Origin of the sequence: Paenibacillus sp. FSL P4-0176, from assembly GCF_037975265.1 — a bacterium.
Taxonomy (GTDB): Bacteria; Bacillota; Bacilli; order Paenibacillales; family Paenibacillaceae; genus Paenibacillus; species Paenibacillus amylolyticus.
On the sequence record NZ_CP150242.1, the window covers coordinates 3,337,944 to 3,361,357 of the forward strand.

Below are 23,414 nucleotides of genomic sequence, written 5' to 3' on the forward strand. Positions count from 1 at the left end.
GCGGCATTCGAAGACTTTAGGTACGAGTCTAAGATTGTTGCTGTTTTACGGTTAGAGAATAAATAGTTACCTGGACTTTGGATCATCTGCGGTTCGATTGGCCTTCACATATTTGAGTTGCGCAACGATGATGACACTGATGATGACCAGCAGGAACCACGAACTAATTTTGCTAAAGCTAACCAGTTGCCAGGCATCATGTTGATCAGGATACTTCCAGGCATTGAAAAATGTAGCGATGTTCTCAGCAGTCCAAATGAAGAAACCAACGATGATAAATGCAAGCGATAAGGGCATTCGATAGGTCGTTGCTCGTACCCGGTAAATAATCCAGGTTTTCCAGAAGACAATAAATACAAGCGCCGTCAGCCACCAGCGAAAATCGGGCATAAAATGATGAGTGAAAAAGTTAATATAGATAGCTGCTCCCAGCAGCATCGAAGGTGCAAAACCAGGCCATCCGGTCATGTCCATTCGCAGTCTTCGCCACACTTGACACATAAAACTGGCTACACTTGCATACATGAATCCGCTATAAAGAGGGACACCCAGGATTTTGCTGTATGCTTGCTCAGGGTATGACCATGATCCCATCCATACTTTATAGATTTCTAGCACCAGGCCAATAATGTGAAATACACAGATGACCTTGATTTCATCCTTGGTTTCCAAGCCGCTTCGATACATTAGGTACTGCACAGCAAGCAATACGAGCAGAATGGCATCATATCGATGAAGGTAAGGAATAGGAATTACGCTGGACAGTGCCAGTGTTCCAAAGATCGCTACGGGAAATATGCAGCTCATGGCCTGATGATAGCCAAAATGAAGTAGTTGTATTAGAGATTTCAAGTCGAGTTAAACTCCTTTCCAAACATGTTGGAGCAAGATTCATTTAAAATTTAAGGTTCTTCATCACGGGCGTTTTTGCCTACACTTCATAATATAGATATGATCCATGAATAAAAAGAGAAAAAACCACGCAAATCTGTTCTTGTTTTCAAACTGGAATCATCATGAGAGGGCTCTATGTGAGGTCGACAGGGTCACTCCATGTATATTCTCTTGTGGTTATGTTAAAATGAAATTTGTACAATTACATTAGATAAGGAGGCCGCTATGCAACCGATTAAACCTCAAGACATTCAGCTCCGGATCAATAATCTTGCTGATCAGGACTTATACGTACATCTAGAACTTACGTCAGGTGCTTACGCACAACACATGGACAGTACAAAACATCCAGCATCGGCATTCATTACTAATGCGGCCATACGATATACGCAGGGGTCCATTTCAGGTACAGGTCCATACCGTGTTGGTCTGAAAACAACGCAGGGATGGCTTTACGCCGAAGGACTTACACATATTGATGAGCAGGAACAAGAAAGACTGATTCTCGCCGGTCACGACAGCCAAGGTAAACTAGTTGTGGCGTTACAATTAAGCCGAGAGATGTTCTGATGAAAGCGGAGGATTGAATAACCATGAATACTACACACAACGAGCATGAGCGCATCTTGGTGGTATATCCACATCCAGATGATGAAGCTTTCTCTGTATCGGGAACGTTAGCCAAATACATAGATGGCGGTGCCCATGTAACCTATGCTTGTCTAACACTTGGCGAGATGGGGCGCAATATGGGGATTCCTCCATTTGCCAACCGAGTGACGTTGCCTGGCATCCGTAAACAGGAACTCATCGAAGCTTCTGAAGCGATTGGTATTCAGGACCTGAGAATGCTGGGTTTCCACGATAAAATGCTGGAGTTCGAAGACCCACAGTTACTGGAAGATACCATCATGTCGCTACTTAAAGAGTTGAACCCCACGCTGGTCATTACGTTCTATCCGGGGTACAGTGTTCATCCCGATCATGATGCAACGGGAGCCGCTGTTATACGTACAATCGCTAAACTTCCTGTGGATGAACGTCCGATTGTTCATTGCGTTGCGTTCGCTAATAATCAGGAACAGTACATTGGCAAACCGGATGTATTTGTTGACGTATCCGAATTTTTGGATCGAAAAATGGCGTCCATTCGTGCCCATCGTTCACAATTCCAGGCAGCAGAGCTTGTAGGAAATCGTGAGCTGAATAATGAAGAAATCAAGAAACGTTTTGGCAGAGAAACATTTTGGACCTATCCATTTGAATAATATATTACTTAAGAAGTCGCCTATATGGCGGCTTTTTTTGATTTACATCACAATATCGACACAAAAATGTAGCGTCTATAGCCTAATTGAGCTATATGGAATAAATATCATTTTAAGTACACTATGATCAGGATTGTGATAACGCTTCATTTATTACTTTGCTTCAATGGATGAGGAACATGGAGAGTTGATTTTAAGTGGAATGGAGGGATGGTGTGTACAACCAACGTATATTTTGGATTAACGTAAGACCCGTTGAATACATTGCCACAGCAATAAGCAACTGTAACAAGAAGCCGGAATTGCGCGGTTTGAATCATGAGTAATCCTTGGGCAGGCTTGAGTGCATTCAACAGTTGTAAGAAGAGTCGGGTTACAGGTTTAATTTTTCTAATCGGAATGATGATGCTCCTGCTATCCCTTCCGCACGGTGCAGTCATGGCCTCTTCCGGACATCGTGATCTCATTCCCCTTCAGCCTATGATTGACCGCACTGCACCTGGAGAAGTCATTGAACTTGCATCAGGTCGTTATTCTGGACCCGTGACGATTGACAAAAACATCACCATTCAGGGTGATCCTACGGTCATAGTTGTTAATGCGGAAGCCACCTCTACGATAATGATTCGGTCGGATGGGGTGAAACTGAGCGGTTTTACAATTGAACATGATACGAATGAACAGACTGCAGCGATTCAGGTTGAAGGGAAAAACAGTGAAATCACGGATCTGCATATTCAGACCCAGGGGTATGGGATGATCATCCGGAATTCGAGTCAGGCAACGATTCAGCGGAACAACATTACGTGGGCCGGGTCTGATTCTGCTTCCAGTGGCCAGAAGGGCAATGGCATTGATCTGTACAACTCCCATGATAGCTTCATTGAAGCCAATGAGATCACCGGCATGAGGGATGGAATCTATCTGGAGAACAGTCGCAAGTCTATCGTGCAAAATAACAGGCTGTTACATACAAGGTACGGCATCCACTGTATGTACATTGACGGCTCTTCTGTCATGGACAATACCGGAGAGGAGAACATGACAGGTGCCATGATTATGGGCGTCAAGAATACGGTCATATCGGGCAATTCTTTTCGCAAACAGAGTACTAATGTTCATTCTCAAGGGATTTTGTTGTATGACGTGCATCAATCCTCAATTCACAACAATGTGGTGGAGGGTAATCGTGTCGGCATGAATATTGCAGAGTCATCGGGCAATGAGATCCATGACAATGCGGTGCTTCGGAATTTTGTTGGCATACAGCTTGTTCTGGCAGAAGCTAATGAGTTTACACGTAACCAATTGGTGTCTAATGTCATTGAAGCTTCGGCGCTGGATAGCCCGAATAATGTCCTGATGGAGAACTACTGGGACTCCTTTCAGGGGCTCGATCTGAATCGGGATGGGATCAGTGAAATATCCTATGCCATCAATCCTTTTTATGAGCAACTGGTCAGTCGAAATTCAGCGTATCAGCTCTTTTTCCAATCACCGGGTATGGTCTTTCTGAGTGAGTTGTTTACAGAAGGCAGAGAACAATGGACTACCGACAAATTTCCACGAATGAGCATGGATACGGAATCTGATCTGCACAAGTCAGTAGAAAATGCTACAGATTCCAATGTGGTGTGGTTGTTCGGGTTAATTCTGTTGGGTATGGCAACTTTTATAATCATCTATATGGGGGTATTACGAAAATGAACAAAAGCTTGAACAGAAGATGGACATTCCTCATGGTACTTATGTTTGGCATGGTGCTGTTAACCGCTTGCGGAACAAAATACGCGGCATTGCCGATCAATGAAGACGTGGATATCTGTGCGATCTGTAAAATGCAGGTGAAGGACGATGCATATGCAACACAGCTCACTACAAAAGACGGCCAAAATTACAAGTTCGATGATATCGGCTGCATGAACCAGTGGAAAACAGAAAATGGCACAGATAACATCGGCATGGACTATGTACGTGATTATAATGACAAGGAATGGGTTGAATACAGCAAAGCCACGTATGTATACGATGCTTCATTGCGCACGCCTATGGCCTATGGAATTCTTAACTTTAAGGACAAGCCCTCGGCTGAAGCTTTCATTGCAGAGCAAGGTGTAGGAACCATTATGACTGCTGAGGATCTTGCCTCTCATGACTGGAAACAGAACACAGAGAATATGGACATGATGGGTGAACATGGGCATGGTGAAGAAGGAGACGGTAATGAGATACATCAGGAAGGTGAGATGAAAGAAGAGTCAGGCCACTAAGTATGACAATAGAAAATGGTGATCAATGATGTCAGATATGATACAGATTGCAAGACGAGAAGTGAAAATGGGATTTCGCAATCCTTGGGCGTATTCGTTTCTGATCCTTTTTTGCACATTTAGCTTAAGCTTGTTACTTCTGAATTCGCAGAATCTGGTTGAAGGATACTCGGGCACAACAGGTTCGATGTTGAATCTCATTCTTTACCTCTTACCATTAATGACGCTGTTCCTCGGTTCCTTCTCACTAACATCTGAAAAGGAAGACGGTAGCTGGCAACTGCTGTCCACGTATCCCATTGGCACGATGTCTTTTATTGTGGGCAAGTATCTTGGGCTCTCGATTGTTTTAATTACCATTGTTGCGTTTGGATACGGCCTGATGGGGGTTATTAGCGGAGTAATCGGGAATCCACTGGATGCCGTGACATATCTTCTCTTTCTGGCATTTTCTTGTGGACTGGTGTTGTTATTCCTGACGTTGGCGCTATTTATCGGTTCGTTGTCGCGCAATCGGTGGCAGGCGTTAACCATATCCGTTACCGTATGGTTCTTCGCTGTCATTGGATGGCCGACGTTATTGCTCTCTGTTCTGGGACTGATGCCTTATCTATGGGTGAAACCGTTGCTGATTATACTAACGCTCATCAATCCGGCCGAGCTGGTGCGATTGTTTGTAGTCATCAAACTGGGAGGCGGTTCCATTCTTGGACCAGAATATTATCGATGGGTGGAGTGGGTGCAACAACCAAGTGGCAGTTGGATCTTCATCGGGATATGCCTATTCTGGATTGCCTTCTCTGTCCTGGCGGTATATGCGATCTGGGAGAGGGGGCGTTCTCATGGATAAAGTGGGACTCGAAGTGATGGGATTGTGCAAATCCATTAAAAAGCAACCAATTGTTGAGGATATCTCCTTTCGCATTACTTCAGGCCAAGTGCTTGCCCTCTGTGGAGGGAATGGTGCAGGAAAGAGCACGGTGCTGCGTATGATCGCAGGAATTCTTCGGCCTACCTCCGGTGATGTTGCGGTGAACAATGTTCGATGGTTGAAGGAGCGCAAGCGTTATTCAGAGCAGATTGGATATATGCCGGACGATTATCAATTTAATCAAGGACTGAGTGCGGAGGAAATGCTTCTGTTCTGGGCTTCTCTGAGGAAAGTTCCCAAGGAGAGAGTACAGGAAGTACTGACCATGGTAGGTTTGGAGGATCAAAAGAAAAACCGGGTTACGACCTTCTCCAAAGGCATGCGCCAACGTGTGTTATTCGCCCAGGCTGTGCTGTCGAAACCTCCACTGCTCATCATGGATGAGCCAACGAATGGATTGGACCCATTCTGGATGCAGGAATTAACTCAGCTGCTCAAGGGAATCAAACAGGATGGTCACATGGTAGTTTTCTCTACCCATCAGCTGGAGATCGCAGACGATATTGCAGATCAGGTGATATTCATGAACCATGGACGAAATGTTGGAGAGGGCTCTACTCACGACTTTTGTGATCAATTCGGTTCGCTCCATGCAGCATTTCATCAAAGTCTTGGTTTAAAGTGAAGGTGAGTTTAATGCAGAAGAAGAGTTTTAAAAGCAGACGTACACTTACAATTTTGATTGGTGTGGTCGCATTGTTAGCAGGTGCATGGGCCATTTTCACAAATGTATCGACACCCGAATCTCAGCGAGGTAACGCCATTGAAGCTGGTGCCGTGGCTCCTGAGTTTACAGCGGTTAATTCAGCAGGCGAACAAGTCAAGCTGTCGGATTATCGGGGCAAAGCCGTCATGATTAACTTTTGGGCTTCATGGTGCACGCCCTGTGTAAGGGAGATGCCGCTCGTTCACCAGATTGCTCAGGACTATCAGAACGACGTGGAAACCCTGTTTGTTAACGTGGGGGAATCGAAGGGCACGATTCGTGAGTTTATGGATAAGCAGGCGTTTGATTTCCCGGTGATCATTGACGTGACGGGCAACATATCAGGTATGTATCGTATAACGGGTTTGCCCGCAACAATGGTCATTGATAGGGATGGGGAGTTCCGTCACATACTGCTCGGTGAACTGACCGAAGATACACCGTTGCAGCAATGGCTGAAAGATAGTATCTAGTTGTAAGCATTGGATGGTGAGAAAAGGGGCAAGAACGCCAGAGATTGCCATGTTACAAGTGAAATGAATTTACGTTAAAAGTAACTAAAAAATAACCAGATAAAAAGCCGGACACCCATTTAACGAAGGGGTGTCCGGCTTTACTTTTGAAGTTATGCTGCTTCGCAGCCGATTACAATACAGCAGCTGAAGCGTGATTGTTACGAGCGATTCTGGTTGCGTCAACCATGTTACGCAGAGAAGCTACCGTTTCTTCCTGTCCACGGGTTTTTAATCCGCAGTCCGGGTTAATCCAGAACAACTTCGGATCAAGAACACGCAGGGCACGTTCAATCATGCTGCTCATTTCATCCACACTTGGAACACGTGGACTATGGATATCATATACGCCAAGACCGATACCGAGCTCATACGTATTTTCTTCAAAGCTATGAATCAGTTCACCGTGACTACGGGATGTCTCAATGGAGATAACATCTGCATCCATAGCTTCAATGGAATCAATCATGTCATGGAATTCGCAATAGCACATATGCGTATGGATTTGAGTCGTTTCATGCACCGTGCACGTGGAGATACGGAACGCTTTGACTGCCCAAGCCAGGTAATCGGCTTGTTCATTTTCTTTCAGCGGAAGCCCTTCACGAACAGCCGGCTCGTCAACCTGGATCATACCAATGCCTGCCTGTTCAAGTGCTTCGACTTCCTGTCTCAGAGCATACGCCAATTGATAGGCAATCTGCTCACGAGCAATGTCTTCGCGTACGAATGACCAGTTCATGATGGTAATCGGGCCAGTCAGCATGCCTTTGACAGGACGCTCTGTCTGCGATTGGGCATATTTCGTTTCTTCCACTGTCATTTCACCCGTAAATGCAACATCACCGAAGATAATAGGTGGCTTCACGCAACGTGAACCATATGATTGTACCCATCCAAACTGTGTAAAGGCAAAGCCGGCCAGTTTCTCGCCAAAGAATTCAACCATGTCGGTACGCTCAAACTCACCATGCACCAATACGTCAATTCCGATCTCTTCCTGAATCTTAATCCAGATATCAATCTGCTCCCGGATGAAGGCAGCATACTGTTCGTTGTTCAACTCACCCTTGCGCCACAACTGACGTGCTTTTCTGACTTCGGCAGATTGTGGGAAACTACCAATCGTTGTTGTCGGGAAGAGTGGCAATTGCCATTTGGCCTGTTGAGCTTCATGACGCTCTGCAAAAGGACGGGAGCGCTCCGGCTGTTGAACACTGATGGAAGCAACGGCTTTCTGTACAGCGGTACGGTTTCGATCTTCGGATTGCTGAAGCGCTTGAAGAGGAAGCTCTGCTTCGTCTATTTTGGCAGTAATCTCTGCACTTGGTGAAGATAAGGCTGTAGTCAAAAGAACAATCTCTTCCAGCTTTTCATCTGCAAATGCAAGAGCATTTTTCAGTTCAGATGTAAGTTTTGCCTCACGGTCTGTTGTTACTGGCACGTGTAGCAGGCTGCAAGATGATTGCACGATGATACGTTCAGGCGTCACGAACTCAGTCAATTCATTCAGCAAATTCAGTTTTGCTTGAAGGGAAGCTTTCCAGATCCCACGTCCATCAATAATACCTGCTCCGAGCACTTTGTCTGCCGGGAAACCGGATGTCCGAATAGATTGTGTGTTACCAGAGAGTCCGTGTACAAAATCAAGTCCTACACCTTGAACTGGCAGTGCAACAATGTCGTTGTAGTTTTCGACAGATTCAAAGTATGTTTGCAGCATGATATTCAGGCCTGGAACGGCTGCTGCAAATGTTTCATATATTTTATTCAGACGCTGTACGTCTTCATCGCTTAATTTGGTTACCAGAATAGGTTCGTCGACCTGCACCCACTGAACGCCTTCGCTCGCAAGTTCTTGAAGCAATTGAGTGTAAAGTGGAAGCAAGCGGTCCAACCAAGCGTCTGTCTCGGATTTATCATAGCCTTTGGAGAGCTTTAGGAAGGTTAACGGTCCAACGATAACCGGCTTGCCTTCAATGCCGAGTTTTTCTTTTGCTTCACGATAAGCGAGAAGTGGTTTGTTCTCCGTCAGAGTTGGGGAAGCTCCGTCCAGTTCAGGTACAATGTAGTGATAGTTCGTGTTGAACCATTTTGTCATTTCACTTGCTGCGGCATCTTTCGTTCCCCGTGCAATGCCATAATATACGGACAACGGAACCGAGCCACCATCATAAGCAAATCGTTTAGGGATAATGCCAAACATCACAGCCGTATCCAGGATATGATCATAATAGCTAAAGTCATTCACCGGAATGATGTCGATGCCTTTTGCTTGTTGCTTGCGCAAATGATCGATGCGGATCTCTTGCAAACGTGCATGAAATTCTGTTTCCTCCAGCTTACCTGCCCAGAACGCTTCCAATGCTTTCTTCCATTCCCGATCAGCACCAATACGCGGATATCCCAATACACTACTTTTTGTCATCGTTTAAAACCCCTCTGCTTTTATGTTACACAAAATTTATCACAGATCCGGAGTTATAATGTAATTCCATTAAATTATACCTAGTTATAGCCTAGGGCTATATCAAAAGGTGCACGCTATATAAATTGAACTAACAAGTATTTACACTTGCCACTCCGATGACAGAATAACCTTCCACTCAGCTAAGCATAAATAATAGATCATAATCATATTTTGTATGCTTTTGCATTCACTCGGAATAATATAAATTAAAAAAGGTTGATGAGTATGGGAAATCAGAAACGTCTTTTTCACTTTATACTTGCAGCAACATTAATGATAAATAGTGTTTCCCTATACACAGATGTTACATATGCAGATCCTGAGAGCAGACAGGAGCATGACTATAAGGCAATAGCACTTACGATGCTCAACCCATACATTGCCCGTGAGATTACCAGCTATTATCAGGAAAATCATAAGCAGGTCCCTAGCTACGGTCTATATGATATTCATATATTGGAACTTAAAAGGCGCACACAAGGTGGTTATAACTTTCGAACGGTTCTGGAAGTCAGAACGTTCTATGGTCCGCATAACCCGCCATATGGGAAAGAGATCATTACGTTTGAAATAGACCCCGCTAATGTTAAAATGGTGAACTATGTTCATACGAATGATTGAAAGGAAGGCGCTACGCATGAATCTGTATCACATCCAGTCCACCGTGCACGGAGTCAACAGAGTAACATCCTTTTTGGAAGACAATTATATTGGTATTGCTTGGTCAGGTACAGGGGATCTCGAGCGAACGCCCCCGGAGCTATGGAAGGAACAGTTGGTTCAACACTATCCCTTGGATGAAGCAGAATTGGCGAGCACACTCGCGACATTACATATGTTTGGTAACCTCATGCAGGATGGAGATTATGTATTAATTAGCGATGATGAATGGACGTATGTTGGGGATATCGGGGATTATTATTACGACGATTCCGCTGGCACAGAAAACGACTTGATCTGTCACCGTCGGGGAGTTACATGGTTGGGTCGTATTCCTCTCGCTAAGCTGAATGGCAAAGTGCAGGCACTGCAAAATGATTCAGCCATTCTTGCGAAATTTGAGTATCCCATATCACAAGCACAGCTGGATCGAGGTCTTGCAGTCAGTATAACAGCCGAAGCAACCAACTCTCTCTCAACAGGGGTAGATGAAGCCACAATTCAGACAGCTCTCCAGGTGCTGAGAGAAGCGTTACACAGTGAAGAAGAAGAGCTGCGAATTCGTGCGGCTACAGCCATTTAGCAGTATGCCAAACAATAGGAAGACTATGCTAAAACTAAGAATGGTTTCTGGGTTTAGACCGTAACCATTCGCGGATCAGCAAATTTACTATTTATGACCCTTGAGTAAGTTCTGAGATCTGTTCATTTACATTCATATCACTTCGTCCACCGTGGTAACAAATCACAGATGAAATGTCGAGTTCCATATACTTTTTCAAGGAGCAACGAGCCGTTTCGATATCCAGTGTAGTTGGTTCATGAATGCCTCCAAGCATGCCGTCTACACTGTACATTGAATCTCCGGCGATGAGCGTCTTGCTGTCCATCAAATATAGACTGATATGACCTGGCGTATGACCAGGTGTATGAATAACGCGAATTCCGCCGCAAAACGGCAGTTCCTGACCATCGATTACAATTTCATCTACTTTGCCCATTGGAGGATGCTCAAGGTGACCGTCTTTGAGTAGAGGGAGCTGTCCCTCAATATATGGCTTATCCAGCTCATGCGCATATATCTTAACTTGTGAGCCACACTCCTGCAAAATCTCGGGAAGACAGCCGATATGGTCCACATCCTGATGCGTCAAAATCACTGCTTTAAGTCGGCTGATCGGCACACCAATCTTTTCGAGTGCAATACGCAAATCGTCATATTGTCCAGGGAATCCTGTATCAATTAACACAACCATTTCTTCATCCCATATCAGAACAGGGTGAATTATATTCCCCTCAAAATCAAGCTGAAGCATCGCTATTCCCTTTGAAATTTCCATAATATCAGGCCTCCAAGAATCTAAATTCATATACATCGTTGCTCTTTATATTTCTTATGTAAACGAATAAAGACGGCAATAAGATACGTTCGGGTATTTATAGGGTGTACTTATAGAAATATTCAATGAATGGGGGAATTGACGCTTGCTGTTGGGAATGATAATTTAGATATATCATTAAAACCAATAAGTCCAATAAGATAAAGGGGGTATGTAGGATGACACATATCGTGCATGCAGCAGCTGAAGATATTCGGAGCGAGGATTCGCTGTTATTGATCAAGGAACTGAGTGAAGAACTCGGTTTGTTATATGGTGGTGATGGAACTGCAGGATTTCAACTGTCAGACGTTGAGGTGCCCCGTGCGGCTTTTATCGTTGCCAGGATCGACGGGTATCCGGTTGGTTGCGGAGCACTTAGACCCCTTGATGATACATCTGTAGAGGTTAAACGCATGTATACACGCAGTGGTTACCGCCGTAAGGGGATTGCCCAGGCTATATTGGCAGAGGCAGAGCGTCTTGCGAACGAACTTGGTTATACCAATCTGAAACTGCAAACAGGTCCCTTGCAACCAGAAGCAGCAGCGCTGTATGAGCGTGTAGGGTATTATCGAATTCCTGTGTTCAGTGGCAATTGGGACAGAGTGTTGGCCTACCAGAAAGATCTGGTACACGAAAAAGTATAATTCTACGAATTACAGCTTTTATTTGCTGAACGGACAGAGGAACACAAGATAAAAGTAAAAAAGTCGCCGATTGGCGACTTTTTGCATTTTAACATACTCCATTTACTCCAATTATCTCATCTGAAAATATAGACAAAAGCGTTCAATCCGTTGCGCTATTATTGATCAATAAAGGTTCTTGATGTTGGACACCCCATTCGCATAGTCCTTCCAAAACGGGCAATAACGTTTCAGCTTTGGCTGTCAGACGGTACTCGACTTTAGGAGGGACTTGAGGATACTCTTTCCGTTCGACCATACCATCTGCTTCCAATTCTTTGAGCTGTGAACTCAGCGTTTTATACGTGATAGCGCCGATCTGTCTTTTTAGTTCATTGAAACGGACAGGTGGGTTTTCTGCCAGAAGATACAAAATCACCATTTTCCATTTACCACCAATAACAGACAACGTATATCCAAAAGGGGTATCTTGAATGTTTTTAACTTTACCGTGGTATTCAGCCATACTCATCATTTACACTATCCTTCCGGGTAGTACCTATCATAAAAGACCGTACTATTTATTTGTTTGGGCTCAGTTTATACTAACCTTACTTGGAAGTAAAGGAGATTTACGATGACTCAAAAAACAATACGTCTGCTTATGCCACAATGGCAAGGTGGAGATAATCCAAACTACTCATTTGGAGCGGAGCTGCTTGCATGGCTTGCACCTGACAATGATCAACCTCTCATTCATGTTCCTGTTGACGCTTATGATGGAACATCTCTGGTAAGCGAGAACGGGATAAAAGGCAGAGCACAGCTACTTCAGCAATTGCAGGCTGCCTAGCATATTATTCAAGCTCACCAGCCCGATCGCATTGTCATGTTTGGCGGTGACTGTTTGGTTGAACAAGCCCCGTTTGCTTATTTAAATGAACGATATGGCGGAGAACTTGGTTTGATATGGATTGATGCACATGGTGATCTGGTTAGATACGAGGGCTATGACAACGGTCATACTTTACCGCTTGGGAACCTTCTTGGGGAAGGCGATCCGGAGTTTGCTAAACATGTGAGTGTCCCCTTGAAGCCCGAACATGTCTTCATGGCCGGGTTGACAACCCCCACGGAACAGGAAACCGAAGTAATTCAAAGATTGGGTATCCGAACGGCTGGAACTGAAGAATTAACCCATGGCATGGATTCGATTAAGAAGTGGATTAAAGAGACTGGGTTCAAACACCTGGCAATTCATCTTGATCTGGATGTGCTTGATCCCAACATGTTCCGTTCATTGTTATTCGCCAAGCCAGGAGAACCTTATGAGTTTTCACCAGCGGGAACCATGCAATTACCTCACTTGCTTCATCTGATCAAAGAACTGTCTGAAGAAACAGATGTAGTTGGATTAGGAATAACTGAGCATATGCCGTGGGATGCCATTAACTTGAAGAATTTGCTTGGAGAAATACCTATCCTGAACCAGTGATATAGGTAATAAGTCACCAGAATATATCAGAATACTGATATAAGGAGTCAAAATATAGGAAGATTACAGATAAAAATATCAATATTATTATATGGGTGGTTCGACGAGAATCAGAAATTAAACAAACTGAGGAGAGACACCCAGATGGTCACGTTATTGTTAATCATTATTTATCTCGCATTTATAGGGCTGGGATTACCGGATGCTTTACTTGGCAGTGCCTGGTCCGTTATGAAAAACGATATACATGCGACAACAGAAATGGCTGGTTACATATCGCTAATCATTTCATTTAGTACAGTAGTGTCCAGTCTAACGGCCAGCCGATTGTTACACCGGTTCGGAACGGGTAAAGTCACAGTATTCAGTATCCTCTCAACAACGATCGCGCTGTTGGGATTCTCATTTTCTGAGAATTTTGTGTTTTTACTGATTCTGGCGATCCCTCTCGGCTTAGGTGCAGGTTCGGTGGATGCGGCACTAAGTAATTATGTAGCATTGCATTTCAAGGCCAAGCATATGAACTGGTTGCATTGTTTCTGGGGAATTGGCGCAGTGACAGGCCCACTCGTTATGGCATATTGGCTGAATCAAGCAAACAACTGGCGTGCAGGATACGTTACTGTGGCGTTGATTTTGCTTGGGATCGTGGTGGTCTTATTATCAACTTTGTCTCTATGGAAGATTTTTGAGAAGGGAAGAGTAGAGGGTTCAGGCGATGAGAAGAAACGCGTAAGCAACCGTGAGGCCATACGTATCCCCGGCGTGAAAATGTCGATGATTGCGATGCTCTGTTACAACGGTTCCGAAACTGCTGCCGGTCTGTGGATGGCTTCTTTCTTCATTGTTAGCAAAGGAGTTTCTCCAGGCACTGCCGCAGCACTATCCTCTCTATTTTTCATTGGCATTATCTTGGGACGTGTAATCTCAGGTTTTCTTTCGACTCATGTAACCAGCAAAAATCTCATTAGATTTGGTGGAATCGTTGGATGTTTCGGATTAGTTATCCTGGTTATGCCGATTCCTTACTGGATTGCCGCAGGGGCTTTATTTATTGTAGGATTGGGCGGAGCACCGATCTATCCGAGTATTGTTCATGCGACACCGGAACGCTTCGGTGAGAAGGCATCCCCAAGTGTAATTGGACTCGAAATGGCCAGTGCCTATACAGGTTCAACACTCATCCCGTTAGGTATGGGACTTATAGCCAGCCAATGGGGAATGTCCATGGTACCCCTGATCCTGCTGATTCTGTTCAGTGTTATGTTCGCGGCTACAGAGCTGGTTAACAGAAGCAACAAGGCTACGCGCCTGACCGTCTAGCTCTTGCTATAGGTCATTAAGGTTCTGCCACTATACAACAAAGGAACAACCATCGCTGGTTGTTCCTTTTGGTGTGTGGACTATTTTTTATAAGAAGATCAGTAACAATGTTCCTGCGGCAAAACAGTAATACGAAAAGTATTTCAGATTGCCTTTGGCCATAATGCCCATAAACCATCTCATGGAGAAATACGTGACAAAGAGTGTCGTGATGAATGCGATCAGATAAGGGATAGCCAGTTGTGATCGATTCGGATCATTGGCAATGTCGGATACCCCCATAATGAGTCCACCAATACTTATGGGAATGTACAGCATAAAGGAGAACTTCAAAGCCGTTTCCTGTTTCATGCCAACAGCGATGGACGCAATTACAGTTGCCCCTGAGCGGCTAATCCCCGGAATAAGAGCGACCGCCTGAGCCAGACCTACCAACAATGCATCTTTCGTAGACAGATCACCATCTTGCTTGCGACCACGAAGATTACGAATAAGCCACAATGCAACCCCGGTGATTAATAGCGCGATGGAAACGGTATATACGGATGAGAAGATTTCTTCAATCCGGTCCTTGAACAGGACTGCAACGACAGCAGCAGGGATTGTACCAATAATTATGTATAAGCAAAACATGAAGTCTGCTCGATATTCTTCTTTACGAGTACGCAGGTAACCTAATGCACCAATAATCAACTTTTTGATATCTTCCCGGAAAATAAAAATAATAGCGATAAGTGATGCTGTGTTTGTTAAAATCTCAAATGACAATCCATTCTGCTTGATGCCCATTAGTTTCTGGGCGATGATCAGATGACCGCTTGAGGAGACGGGGATTGGCTCCGTCGCGCCTTGAACAATACCTAAAAACAAATACTTTAACCACAATATAATCTCTTCCATGTTGTCCTCCTTGAATACGTTTCATTGGCTTTTCAAAACTCTCTTTTTTAAAAAAAGTGAATGGTTTACTCTATTGATGATAGCTGTTTAACTTGGTGACTTGCAAGTTAGAGTTCATAGAGGGGGTGAAATAAACATAGCTTGTCAAATCCTGCATAGCATGATATCGTTGATAACGATTATCAATATCAACGAAAAGGTGGGTTTATTTTGCGTAAACAGATAAAATCAATATGGATCATGATGGCACTTATCTTGCTGATTGTACTTAGTGCATGTGGTCAGTCTGCTACGACCAATAGTACAACCGGGGACAGCACGAATGCGGCTGCGGAGACAGAAACCAAGACGAACTCGGATTCAGCTTCTCCCGTTGAATCAACGGCAACTGCCGAAGAGGAACTTGTTACATATCAATCGGATGCAGGCGAAGTACAGGTACCGAAGAATCCTAAGCGCATTATTGATTTGACATCATTTTCGACAGGCTACTTTGTTGCTCTGGATGCACCGGTAGTCGGCGCTTTATCAGGAGCGATGAACAACAAATATATCAAGGATCAACTTGCAGCAGCGGGCACCAGTGATCTGGGTCAAGAGCCTACACCAGAGAAACTAATCAGTTTAAAACCTGACTTATTTATCGTGTACACTGGAACAGAGGGCATCGACAAGCTGGAGCAGATTGCGCCTGTTGTACAGATTGCATATGGTAAGCGCAATTTCAAGGATCTAATGCTTGAAATGGGTAAGCTCACCAATAGAGAAGACGCAGCGAAAGCTTGGAATGCTAAATGGGAAGCGAAGATCAACGAACTGAAGCCCAAGGTTCAGGAAGCTGTAGGCGATCGTACCGTTTCCATACTGAATCCATACGCCAAAGGATTATTTGTATTCGGTCATAACTATGGTCGAGGTGGTGAAATTATTTACGGGGAGTTTGATCTCAAGGCACCAGCCAAGGCCCAAGCTGAAGCGATTGACAGCGGAACTGGATGGGCTTCAATCTCCATGGAACTATTACCGGAGTATGCGGGGGATATCATCTTCACCAGCCCGTGGTCGGGAGATACAACCGATCCCAAGATCGTATATGACAATACATTATGGAAGAACTTGCCTGCGGTGAAGGCAAATCATGTGTTCCAGCTTGATCCGACTTCAGACTCGTACAACGATCCGTTAACGTTGGAAGGTCAGCTTCAATTTATTTCCGATAGCCTGCTTACCGCGAAGTAAGATTAGACTGCATAAATGGTAATACTGGAGCATTTCCAAATGTCGTTACAAGACGGGGAAATGCTCTTCTTATGAGCTTAGGATGTTATATACGTCGAACTTGGATGGGTTTTGACCAATGTAATTAAGCTTGATACAATAGGATAACAGCTGATGAACATTAAATATCAAGTGGGGTGATCTAGATTGCAGCAAAAGAGTGAACGTTTGAATGTTTGGTTGGCTTTCTCTAACATTCATACCCATCTGAACGAGAAGCTGGAACAAGCTCTGCTTCAACAATATGACTTATCTTTGAAGGAATTTTATGTGTTAAACTTCATATATAATGCGGAGGGTAAGGAATTACGCCTACAGCAACTTCAAGAACTAGTGGGGTTGAGCCAAAGTGCTACTTCCAGGCTCGTCGTTAGGATGGAAGCCAAAGACTGTGGGGCTCTGGAAAGACATGCATGTGAAGATGACCGGCGTGGCATTTACACTCGAATTACGGAGCTTGGAGAGAATAAATACAAGAAAGCACTTCAAACGTTTAATCAGGTCTTGCAAACTGAATTGGAACAGGATGGATTTGAGACTCGATTAGAGAACCTCACTAAAGAATTGTTCTAAGGCTAGGGTGAATATAGGGTAATGTAGTCATTTACCCTATAAGAAGACTTGACACTCATTAATATATCCGTTAAATTAAATGCATGCGCATGAATTTAATATGGATGCGGTGATTTTGTATAAAGGAGGTATTGAACATGAGGGTGTTCGTCGTGGGATCAAATGGACAGATTGGTCAACAACTTATTCATCTTTTGAAGAATAGTGAAGAACACACCGTTCTTGCCATGGTACGAAAACAAGAACAGGTAGATTCATTTGCAGCACAGGGTGTGGAAACGGTGCTTGCCGACTTGGAAGGTACGGTTGACTCACTTGTAGCTGCTGCAACGGGTTGTGATGCCATTGTATTTGCGGCTGGTTCTGGCGGTACAACGGGATATGATAAAACACTCCTGATTGATCTGGATGGTGCCGGGAAAACCATTGAAGCGGCTCAAAAAGCGGGTATTGATCGATTTATCATGGTGAGTGCGATCCAAGCCAATAATCGTGAGAACTGGCATGATAACATCCTTCCATATTATGCAGCGAAACACTATGCTGATAGATTGTTAGAGATCAGTGGATTAACATATACCATTATACGTCCAGGGATTCTAATGAATGAACCGGGAACAGGTAAAGTTACTGCTGCTGAGAATATCACAACCGGTAACATTGCTCGTGAAGATGTAGCTCATGTGATTTTGGCCAGTTTGAGTGAGAAGAATACCTACAAGCGTTCATTTGATCTAATCGCTGGTGAGGATACAATATCTGAGGTATTGAGTGGGCTCTGATCCAAAACAAAATTTCCGACGATATCAGATGAGTTAAGAGAGGGCTATACAATGATTATGTTGATGCTTCTGACCTTCATATTAGGTATCTTCATCGTTGTACGTCAATTTTGGCCAGTGCGCAATCTTGAATATATAGATTATCAAGTATTTCTCAGACAAGAGCGTGATTTTCGGCAGTATAAAGTGATTGATATTCGAGATGCGACGGATTATATGGCTAATCCTACTCCGGATACGATTAACATCTCATTGGGACGCCTTGCTTTCACATGGGAAAAATACCTTCTTCGAGAAGATAACGTAATTATAATGTCACCTGGTATGCTTCAATCCAAAAAGGCTGTTCGTATTTTGCGAAAGCATGGATTTGAATGTATTTATGTAATGAAGTAAAAGATAAATGTGAGATCTAAATCATACGAGTTATTAATTGCAGGATTAATTTGATGCTTGCGCATGCATTTTTATTATTCATGATTCATGAAAAGGGGAGTTTTATTTTGATGACAGATTTGTTTAGTCCATATTCTTTTAAAAGCCTAGAGCTTAAAAACCGTGTCGTAATGGCTCCAATGTGCCAATATTCAGTTGAGCAAAAAGATGGTATTGCAACAGATTGGCATTATATGCACTACGTTAGTCGTGCCGTGGGAGGAACAGGTCTCATTATCATTGAAATGACAGATGTGGAGCCGGATGGCCGAATCTCAGATTATGATCTTGGGTTATGGTCAGATGAACAGATCCCGGCTCTGAAGCGGATCGTAGATGCGTGTCACAGTTATGGTGCCAAGGTTGGTATTCAGATTGCTCATGCGGGCCGCAAAGCAGAAGATGCTGAGGTACCAGTTGCTCCGTCCGCGATCGCCTTTGATGAGAATTCCAAGCAACCTCGAGCGCTTACAACGGACGAAGTAAAAGGAATGGTTGAAAAATTCCGGAGTGCTGTAGCTCGTGCTGTGAAAGCTGGTTTTGATGCGATTGAGCTTCATGGGGCACATGGATATCTGATTCATCAGTTCCATTCTCCATTAACAAACAAGCGAGAAGATGAATATGGTCAAGATTTAACGTTATTCGGACGGGAGATCATTCAGGCTGCAAAGGCAGAGATGCCCGAGGATATGCCCTTGATGATGCGTATTTCAGCCAAAGAATACGTCGAAGGTGGCTATGGCATTAACGAAAGTTCCGAGTTTGCCAAGGCTTATAAAGAGGCAGGTGTTGACGTATTTGACATCTCATCTGGTGGCGAGGGACCTATTGGTGCATCGGGCAGACCAGGAACTCACGCAGCTTATCAAGTACCTCTCGCTAAAGCAATCAAAGAAGCTCTTGATGTACCTGTGATTGCTGTTGGAAGACTGGACGACCCGAAATTGGCAAATGCAGTCATCGGAAATGAAGAAGCCGATCTCGTTGCGGTCGGAAGAGGGCTGTTAAGAAATCCTTACTGGGCCTTGGAAGCTGCGTCTGCTTTGCGCAAGACAACGGAAGTTCCAAAACAATATACGACTGGTTTTTAATGTATTGATAATTTAATGTTAATGATTTAGTGATCTTCATTAATACATGAATAAGGGAAGGACTCCGACTGGCAAAACAGAAGGAGTCCTTTTTGAGGTTAAACTAGACGAGCTAAAGGAGCGATATTAGCCAGTAACCAGTCAAGAGATGGTAGTCGTCTCATCGGTTTTACCTCGCAGGCGTTTAATATCTTCTCTGGGCGGAAATCCAAACATGCGTGAATATTCACGGCTGAATTGGGAAGGGCTCTCGTAACCTACCTGAAATGCTACATCTGCTGCATCGGTGGACTTGGATAATAACAGGCGGCGAGCTTCTTGCAGCCTCAGTTGTTTTTGAAACTGAATCGGACTCATGGCAGTCACTTCTTTAAAGTGTCTGTGCAGCGAGGCAGTACTCATATTTGCCAAATCCGCCAATTCCTCAACCCGAAAATTCCGCTCAGAATGATTCATAATATATTCAATAACGTCTCTGATCCGATAGGTATGGCTGCCTTCCATGGTAGCTTGTTCTAGTGCAATCCCATGTGGACCTTTCAGAACTTTATAGAGAATTTCCTTTTTGAACAAAGGAGCGAGCAGAGGAATATCTTCCGAATGATCTTCCAACAAACGGGCTAACCTGACGACTGCATCCAGCAGAGACGGCTCAGCTTGGCTGACAAACATGGCACGTCTCGTCGTTTTTCGCGGTCTTGCTGGGAAATCGGAATGGTTCAATACCTCCAGAATCTCACTGGATGTGAATTCAAGCTTCAGGGCCAGATAGGGAGCCTCAGACGAGGCTTGAATTACTTGTCCACTAACCGGCAAGTCAACGGTTGCCACGATATAACTTCCTGGACCATATCGGAAACGATCTTGTCCCAGCAGGACCTCTTTTTCACCCTGAACGATAATGCAAAAGGATGGTTCATTCACTCTAAATATAGGTTCAGTAACGACCGATTCACGGATTAGAAATAATGAAGGGATTGCCGTAGGATGTACCCCATCCTTGTCAGAATAACGATCAATGAGTGTGGCTAATTCGTTTTGTTGTTCATGTATTTGATCAGACATGCAAAGTTCTCCTTTTTTCCTCACAACATAATAATGACATTCTATCGTATATTGACCGAAGACGGTAGAAAACGGATAGGAATAGGCAAACATTTGATGTGAATGGATAAGGCATTCTGATTGCTGGTTACATAATCACAAGTACACAGGTCATGATATACAACAAGTACAGAAGATATACACTTACGGTTCAGCTAATACATGATCAGATGAGAATGAGAAGGGTATCTGCATCTTTTATTTACTGATCGTTCCCGATGTGTTAGATTGATTTTGGGAGGGAAGTAGAATGGCTAGAAGTAAAGAGTTTGAAGTGAACGAAGTATTGGATAAAGCAATGAAGATCTTCTGGGAACAAGGTTACGAGAAAACGTCGATGAGTGACCTGGTTGAGCATATGGGAATTCATCGCAGAAGTATATATGATACATTTGACGACAAACATTCGCTATTTTTGCAGGCAATGGATCGTTACAGAGGTAAGGTCAGCACCACATTACTTGCAGAAATCAAGGCATCCAAGACGGCAGTGGAAGCACTGCATAAAATCTTCGAAGTTATGATCAGTGAAGTAGAGGATACGCCATCGGGATGCTTGATCGTGAACTCCGCCGTAGAGCTTGGTACACGCGATTCGGACGTGGATACGCGATCTCTTGATTCATTTAATGAAGCAGAGCAGATGTTTGAGCAAATCATTCAATGGGGGCAGCGGGAGGGGGAATTCTCTTCTGATCATGATGCGAAGGAAATGGCAGAGTACCTGCACAATATTTCTGTCGGCATCAGAGCCATGGCAAGAACCTCGACGGATAAGGAAAAATTAAACCGGATTATCCATGTAACGATGAAACTTTTGGGAAAATGATGAGTAGAGACGTACCCAAAAAAGTAGCTTGAAATCCGTTAGAGGACTTCAAGCTACTTTTTTTTTGCGCTAATTTTAGAAAATAGAAAGCATGAACCATCAATTGGTGATGGCATTTTCCATCGGTTTAATTTTATGAATCTCTTCGGTCCCAGCCTCCAAAGCTGTTTCGTAGTAGGAGCGTTTGTGCTCGATGACTTCCATGGTTCTTCTTAGTTCCTCCATTTGTGCTTCCACAATAGCTTTTCGCTCCGTAAACATGTCATATCTTTGCTTCAGCGAGGAGTCCCCTTCAGAGCACCATTCAATGAAGTCTTTAATGTCTTTAATAGGCATGCCGGTCAGCTTCAGACATTGGATGATCTTTAGAAAGTCAATGTCGGAGTCTTTGAACAAACGTGTTCCACTCGTGGTACGTTCCACAAAAGGCATGAGTCCTTCCTTGTCGTAGTAACGCAATGTATATACCGTAAGGTCTAATTTTTTGGCAACTTCACCGATTGAATAGGTCATTTTCATAAAATTCCTTTCTACTGGGGGTAGACTTCGAGTTAACTCTAGGATGATCCGAGTGAATTCTAACATGTTGGATTACTGGATGTCAAAGTACGTTGGAGATAAAAAAAATAAGATAAACATTTGACCTAGAGTTAACTAGAGGGGGTAAGATTATTTTGAACTTTAAATTACTAGGAGGTTATACCATTGATTATAGCTAAAGCCAGAGCCGTTGACGGACCAGACCAACAATTCAGAAGTGCTGAAATTAAACGACGTGATCTGGATACTAATGATGTATTAATCGAGATTAAATATGCCGGTATCTGCCATTCAGACATCCATACTGCCCACGGTGAATGGGGTCCTGTGAATTATCCACTCGTTCCTGGACACGAGATTGCCGGGATTGTAACCGATGTAGGAACTGGAGTCTCCAAATATAAGGTCGGTGATCGAGTAGGAGTCGGATGTATGGTTGACTCTTGTGGCGAGTGTGATAACTGCCGCAAAGGTGAAGAGCAATACTGTCTCAAAGGAAATATTCCTACTTACGCTGGTGTAGACAAATACGGTGAGCCTACGCAAGGTGGATATTCAACTCACATTGTTGTCGTAGAGGATTTCATCGTGCGCATCCCTGATAACATTGCACTTGATGCTGCTGCACCTTTGCTGTGTGCCGGTATTACGACGTATTCACCACTTCATCACTGGGGAGCTGGCCCAGGTAAGAAGGTTGCCGTTGTAGGTATGGGTGGTCTAGGTCATATGGCTGTCAAAATTGCACATGCGATGGGTGCGGAAGTAACGGTTCTCTCCCAATCCTTGAGCAAAAAAGAAGATGGACTGCAATTTGGTGCAGATCACTACTTTGCCACAAGTGAACCGGAAACATTCGAGAAACTTGCAGGCACATTTGATCTGATGATTAACACGGTAAGTGCGAATATTGACATTAACGCTTATTTCTCACTGCTCACACTGGATGGTACACTCGTGAACGTGGGTGCTCCTGCAGAGCCTTTAGCTGTTAACGTATTCTCACTCATCGGCCATCGCCGTTCATTCGCGGGTTCCATGATTGGTGGCATTCGTGAGACACAGGAAATGCTTGATTTCTGTGCAGAACATGATATTGCGCCTAATATTGAGGTCATCTCCGCTGACCAGATTGACGAAGCATACAAACGTGTACTAGCTTCCGACGTGAAATATCGCTTTGTTATTGATATCAGCACTATGTAAGTGTGAACTGTGCAATAGTGATAGTTAAGGATAGAAGAAAGCAGCTGCCGCCAAGGTCAGCTGCTTTTTGCTTTTTAGTTTGTTAATTGCTGATCGTACTAAAACCCGCGCTCTTATCGCAACGAACAGAAGATAC

The 23,414-nt window shown here is 43.9% G+C and carries 25 protein-coding genes and 1 pseudogene; 19 read left to right on the forward strand and 7 right to left on the reverse strand.

Annotation, left to right across the window (positions count from 1 at the left end; translation table 11 throughout):
* Window positions 1-66 precede the first annotated feature (66 nt).
* Window positions 67-852 carry a DUF817 domain-containing protein gene (locus MKY95_RS15215; protein ID WP_076317940.1) on the reverse strand — a complete coding sequence of 262 codons (786 nt, stop codon included), beginning with the start codon at window positions 850-852 and terminating at the stop codon, window positions 67-69.
* A 267-nt stretch (window positions 853-1,119) separates the two neighbouring features.
* Between MKY95_RS15215 and MKY95_RS15220 the strand changes: the two genes are divergently transcribed.
* From MKY95_RS15220 to MKY95_RS15250, 7 genes are all read left to right on the forward strand, one after another.
* Window positions 1,120-1,464 carry a YojF family protein gene (locus MKY95_RS15220; RefSeq protein ID WP_017688572.1) on the forward strand — a complete coding sequence of 115 codons (345 nt, stop codon included), beginning with the start codon at window positions 1,120-1,122 and terminating at the stop codon, window positions 1,462-1,464.
* 23 nt (window positions 1,465-1,487) lie between these two features.
* Window positions 1,488-2,162 (forward strand): bacillithiol biosynthesis deacetylase BshB2, encoded by a 675-nt coding sequence (gene bshB2 / locus MKY95_RS15225; protein WP_074095002.1) that lies wholly within the window; start codon window positions 1,488-1,490, stop codon window positions 2,160-2,162.
* Between the two features lie 318 nt (window positions 2,163-2,480).
* On the forward strand, window positions 2,481-3,869 hold the full coding sequence (locus tag MKY95_RS15230; protein ID WP_256721218.1) for a NosD domain-containing protein: 1,389 nt from the start codon (window positions 2,481-2,483) through the stop codon (window positions 3,867-3,869).
* Window positions 3,866-4,432 carry a nitrous oxide reductase accessory protein NosL gene (locus MKY95_RS15235; protein WP_083669674.1) on the forward strand — a complete coding sequence of 189 codons (567 nt, stop codon included), beginning with the start codon at window positions 3,866-3,868 and terminating at the stop codon, window positions 4,430-4,432. Before MKY95_RS15230 ends, MKY95_RS15235 begins: the two co-directional genes overlap by 4 nt.
* 28 nt (window positions 4,433-4,460) lie before the next feature.
* On the forward strand, window positions 4,461-5,282 hold the full coding sequence (locus tag MKY95_RS15240; protein WP_036608083.1) for an ABC transporter permease: 822 nt from the start codon (window positions 4,461-4,463) through the stop codon (window positions 5,280-5,282).
* Window positions 5,275-5,988 (forward strand): ABC transporter ATP-binding protein, encoded by a 714-nt coding sequence (locus MKY95_RS15245; RefSeq protein ID WP_076317938.1) that lies wholly within the window; start codon window positions 5,275-5,277, stop codon window positions 5,986-5,988. Before MKY95_RS15240 ends, MKY95_RS15245 begins: the two co-directional genes overlap by 8 nt.
* An 11-nt stretch (window positions 5,989-5,999) precedes the next feature.
* A complete protein-coding gene (locus tag MKY95_RS15250) occupies window positions 6,000-6,542 on the forward strand; it encodes a redoxin domain-containing protein (protein WP_339199558.1) in 543 nt (180 codons plus the stop codon).
* Between the two features lie 172 nt (window positions 6,543-6,714).
* Here MKY95_RS15250 and metE read toward each other — a convergent pair whose 3' ends face one another.
* The gene (gene metE, locus MKY95_RS15255; protein ID WP_339199561.1) at window positions 6,715-9,009 is read right to left on the reverse strand and encodes a 5-methyltetrahydropteroyltriglutamate--homocysteine S-methyltransferase; all 2,295 of its coding nucleotides are present in this window, start codon (window positions 9,007-9,009) and stop codon (window positions 6,715-6,717) included.
* 267 nt (window positions 9,010-9,276) lie between these two features.
* Between metE and MKY95_RS15260 the strand changes: the two genes are divergently transcribed.
* Together MKY95_RS15260 and MKY95_RS15265 are read left to right on the forward strand one after the other, a co-directional pair.
* Entirely contained in the window at window positions 9,277-9,672 is a 396-nt protein-coding gene (locus tag MKY95_RS15260; protein ID WP_339199564.1) for a DUF3888 domain-containing protein, read from the forward strand.
* The gene (locus MKY95_RS15265) at window positions 9,665-10,294 is read left to right on the forward strand and encodes a hypothetical protein (protein ID WP_339199567.1); all 630 of its coding nucleotides are present in this window, start codon (window positions 9,665-9,667) and stop codon (window positions 10,292-10,294) included. The genes MKY95_RS15260 and MKY95_RS15265 overlap by 8 nt, the downstream gene beginning before the upstream one ends.
* A gap of 91 nt (window positions 10,295-10,385) precedes the next feature.
* Here MKY95_RS15265 and MKY95_RS15270 read toward each other — a convergent pair whose 3' ends face one another.
* The gene (locus MKY95_RS15270) at window positions 10,386-11,051 is read right to left on the reverse strand and encodes an MBL fold metallo-hydrolase (RefSeq protein ID WP_339199570.1); all 666 of its coding nucleotides are present in this window, start codon (window positions 11,049-11,051) and stop codon (window positions 10,386-10,388) included.
* 218 nt (window positions 11,052-11,269) lie between these two features.
* Here MKY95_RS15270 and MKY95_RS15275 point away from each other — a divergent pair, with 218 nt between their 5' ends.
* Window positions 11,270-11,740 carry a GNAT family N-acetyltransferase gene (locus MKY95_RS15275; RefSeq protein ID WP_074095010.1) on the forward strand — a complete coding sequence of 157 codons (471 nt, stop codon included), beginning with the start codon at window positions 11,270-11,272 and terminating at the stop codon, window positions 11,738-11,740.
* 142 nt (window positions 11,741-11,882) lie between these two features.
* On the opposite strand, the gene MKY95_RS15280 is transcribed toward MKY95_RS15275, so the two are convergent.
* A complete protein-coding gene (locus MKY95_RS15280) occupies window positions 11,883-12,251 on the reverse strand; it encodes a helix-turn-helix domain-containing protein (RefSeq protein WP_127548799.1) in 369 nt (122 codons plus the stop codon).
* Between the two features lie 105 nt (window positions 12,252-12,356).
* Here MKY95_RS15280 and MKY95_RS15285 point away from each other — a divergent pair.
* Window positions 12,357-13,214 (forward strand): annotated as a pseudogene (locus MKY95_RS15285) (arginase family protein).
* A gap of 144 nt (window positions 13,215-13,358) precedes the next feature.
* The gene (locus MKY95_RS15290) at window positions 13,359-14,537 is read left to right on the forward strand and encodes an MFS transporter (protein WP_339199573.1); all 1,179 of its coding nucleotides are present in this window, start codon (window positions 13,359-13,361) and stop codon (window positions 14,535-14,537) included.
* An 87-nt stretch (window positions 14,538-14,624) separates the two neighbouring features.
* Here the strand turns inward: MKY95_RS15290 and MKY95_RS15295 are convergent, their stop codons facing one another.
* Window positions 14,625-15,437: an undecaprenyl-diphosphate phosphatase gene (locus MKY95_RS15295; protein WP_036608062.1), complete on the reverse strand. Its 813-nt coding sequence runs from the start codon at window positions 15,435-15,437 to the stop codon at window positions 14,625-14,627.
* 240 nt (window positions 15,438-15,677) lie between these two features.
* Between MKY95_RS15295 and MKY95_RS15300 the strand changes: the two genes are divergently transcribed.
* From MKY95_RS15300 to MKY95_RS15320, 5 genes are all read left to right on the forward strand, one after another.
* Complete coding sequence (locus MKY95_RS15300) at window positions 15,678-16,676, forward strand: ABC transporter substrate-binding protein (RefSeq protein WP_339199576.1); 999 nt, start codon at window positions 15,678-15,680, stop codon at window positions 16,674-16,676.
* A gap of 207 nt (window positions 16,677-16,883) precedes the next feature.
* A complete protein-coding gene (locus tag MKY95_RS15305) occupies window positions 16,884-17,288 on the forward strand; it encodes a MarR family transcriptional regulator (RefSeq protein ID WP_282321482.1) in 405 nt (134 codons plus the stop codon).
* Between the two features lie 137 nt (window positions 17,289-17,425).
* Window positions 17,426-18,070, forward strand: a complete 645-nt coding sequence (locus tag MKY95_RS15310) for an SDR family oxidoreductase (RefSeq protein WP_339199579.1) — start codon at window positions 17,426-17,428, stop codon at window positions 18,068-18,070.
* A gap of 51 nt (window positions 18,071-18,121) precedes the next feature.
* The gene (locus MKY95_RS15315; protein ID WP_047842903.1) at window positions 18,122-18,466 is read left to right on the forward strand and encodes a rhodanese-like domain-containing protein; all 345 of its coding nucleotides are present in this window, start codon (window positions 18,122-18,124) and stop codon (window positions 18,464-18,466) included.
* Between the two features lie 110 nt (window positions 18,467-18,576).
* Complete coding sequence (locus tag MKY95_RS15320) at window positions 18,577-19,599, forward strand: NADH:flavin oxidoreductase/NADH oxidase (RefSeq protein ID WP_076317927.1); 1,023 nt, start codon at window positions 18,577-18,579, stop codon at window positions 19,597-19,599.
* Between the two features lie 141 nt (window positions 19,600-19,740).
* On the opposite strand, the gene MKY95_RS15325 is transcribed toward MKY95_RS15320, so the two are convergent.
* Window positions 19,741-20,664 (reverse strand): AraC family transcriptional regulator, encoded by a 924-nt coding sequence (locus tag MKY95_RS15325; protein WP_339199585.1) that lies wholly within the window; start codon window positions 20,662-20,664, stop codon window positions 19,741-19,743.
* 289 nt (window positions 20,665-20,953) lie between these two features.
* Between MKY95_RS15325 and MKY95_RS15330 the strand changes: the two genes are divergently transcribed.
* Complete coding sequence (locus tag MKY95_RS15330) at window positions 20,954-21,532, forward strand: TetR/AcrR family transcriptional regulator (protein ID WP_339199587.1); 579 nt, start codon at window positions 20,954-20,956, stop codon at window positions 21,530-21,532.
* Window positions 21,533-21,631: 99 nt separating this feature from the next.
* Here MKY95_RS15330 and MKY95_RS15335 read toward each other — a convergent pair whose 3' ends face one another.
* On the reverse strand, window positions 21,632-22,051 hold the full coding sequence (locus MKY95_RS15335; protein ID WP_036608041.1) for a MerR family transcriptional regulator: 420 nt from the start codon (window positions 22,049-22,051) through the stop codon (window positions 21,632-21,634).
* A gap of 186 nt (window positions 22,052-22,237) precedes the next feature.
* Here MKY95_RS15335 and MKY95_RS15340 point away from each other — a divergent pair, with 186 nt between their 5' ends.
* On the forward strand, window positions 22,238-23,278 hold the full coding sequence (locus MKY95_RS15340; protein WP_047842906.1) for an NAD(P)-dependent alcohol dehydrogenase: 1,041 nt from the start codon (window positions 22,238-22,240) through the stop codon (window positions 23,276-23,278).
* Window positions 23,279-23,414 lie beyond the last annotated feature (136 nt).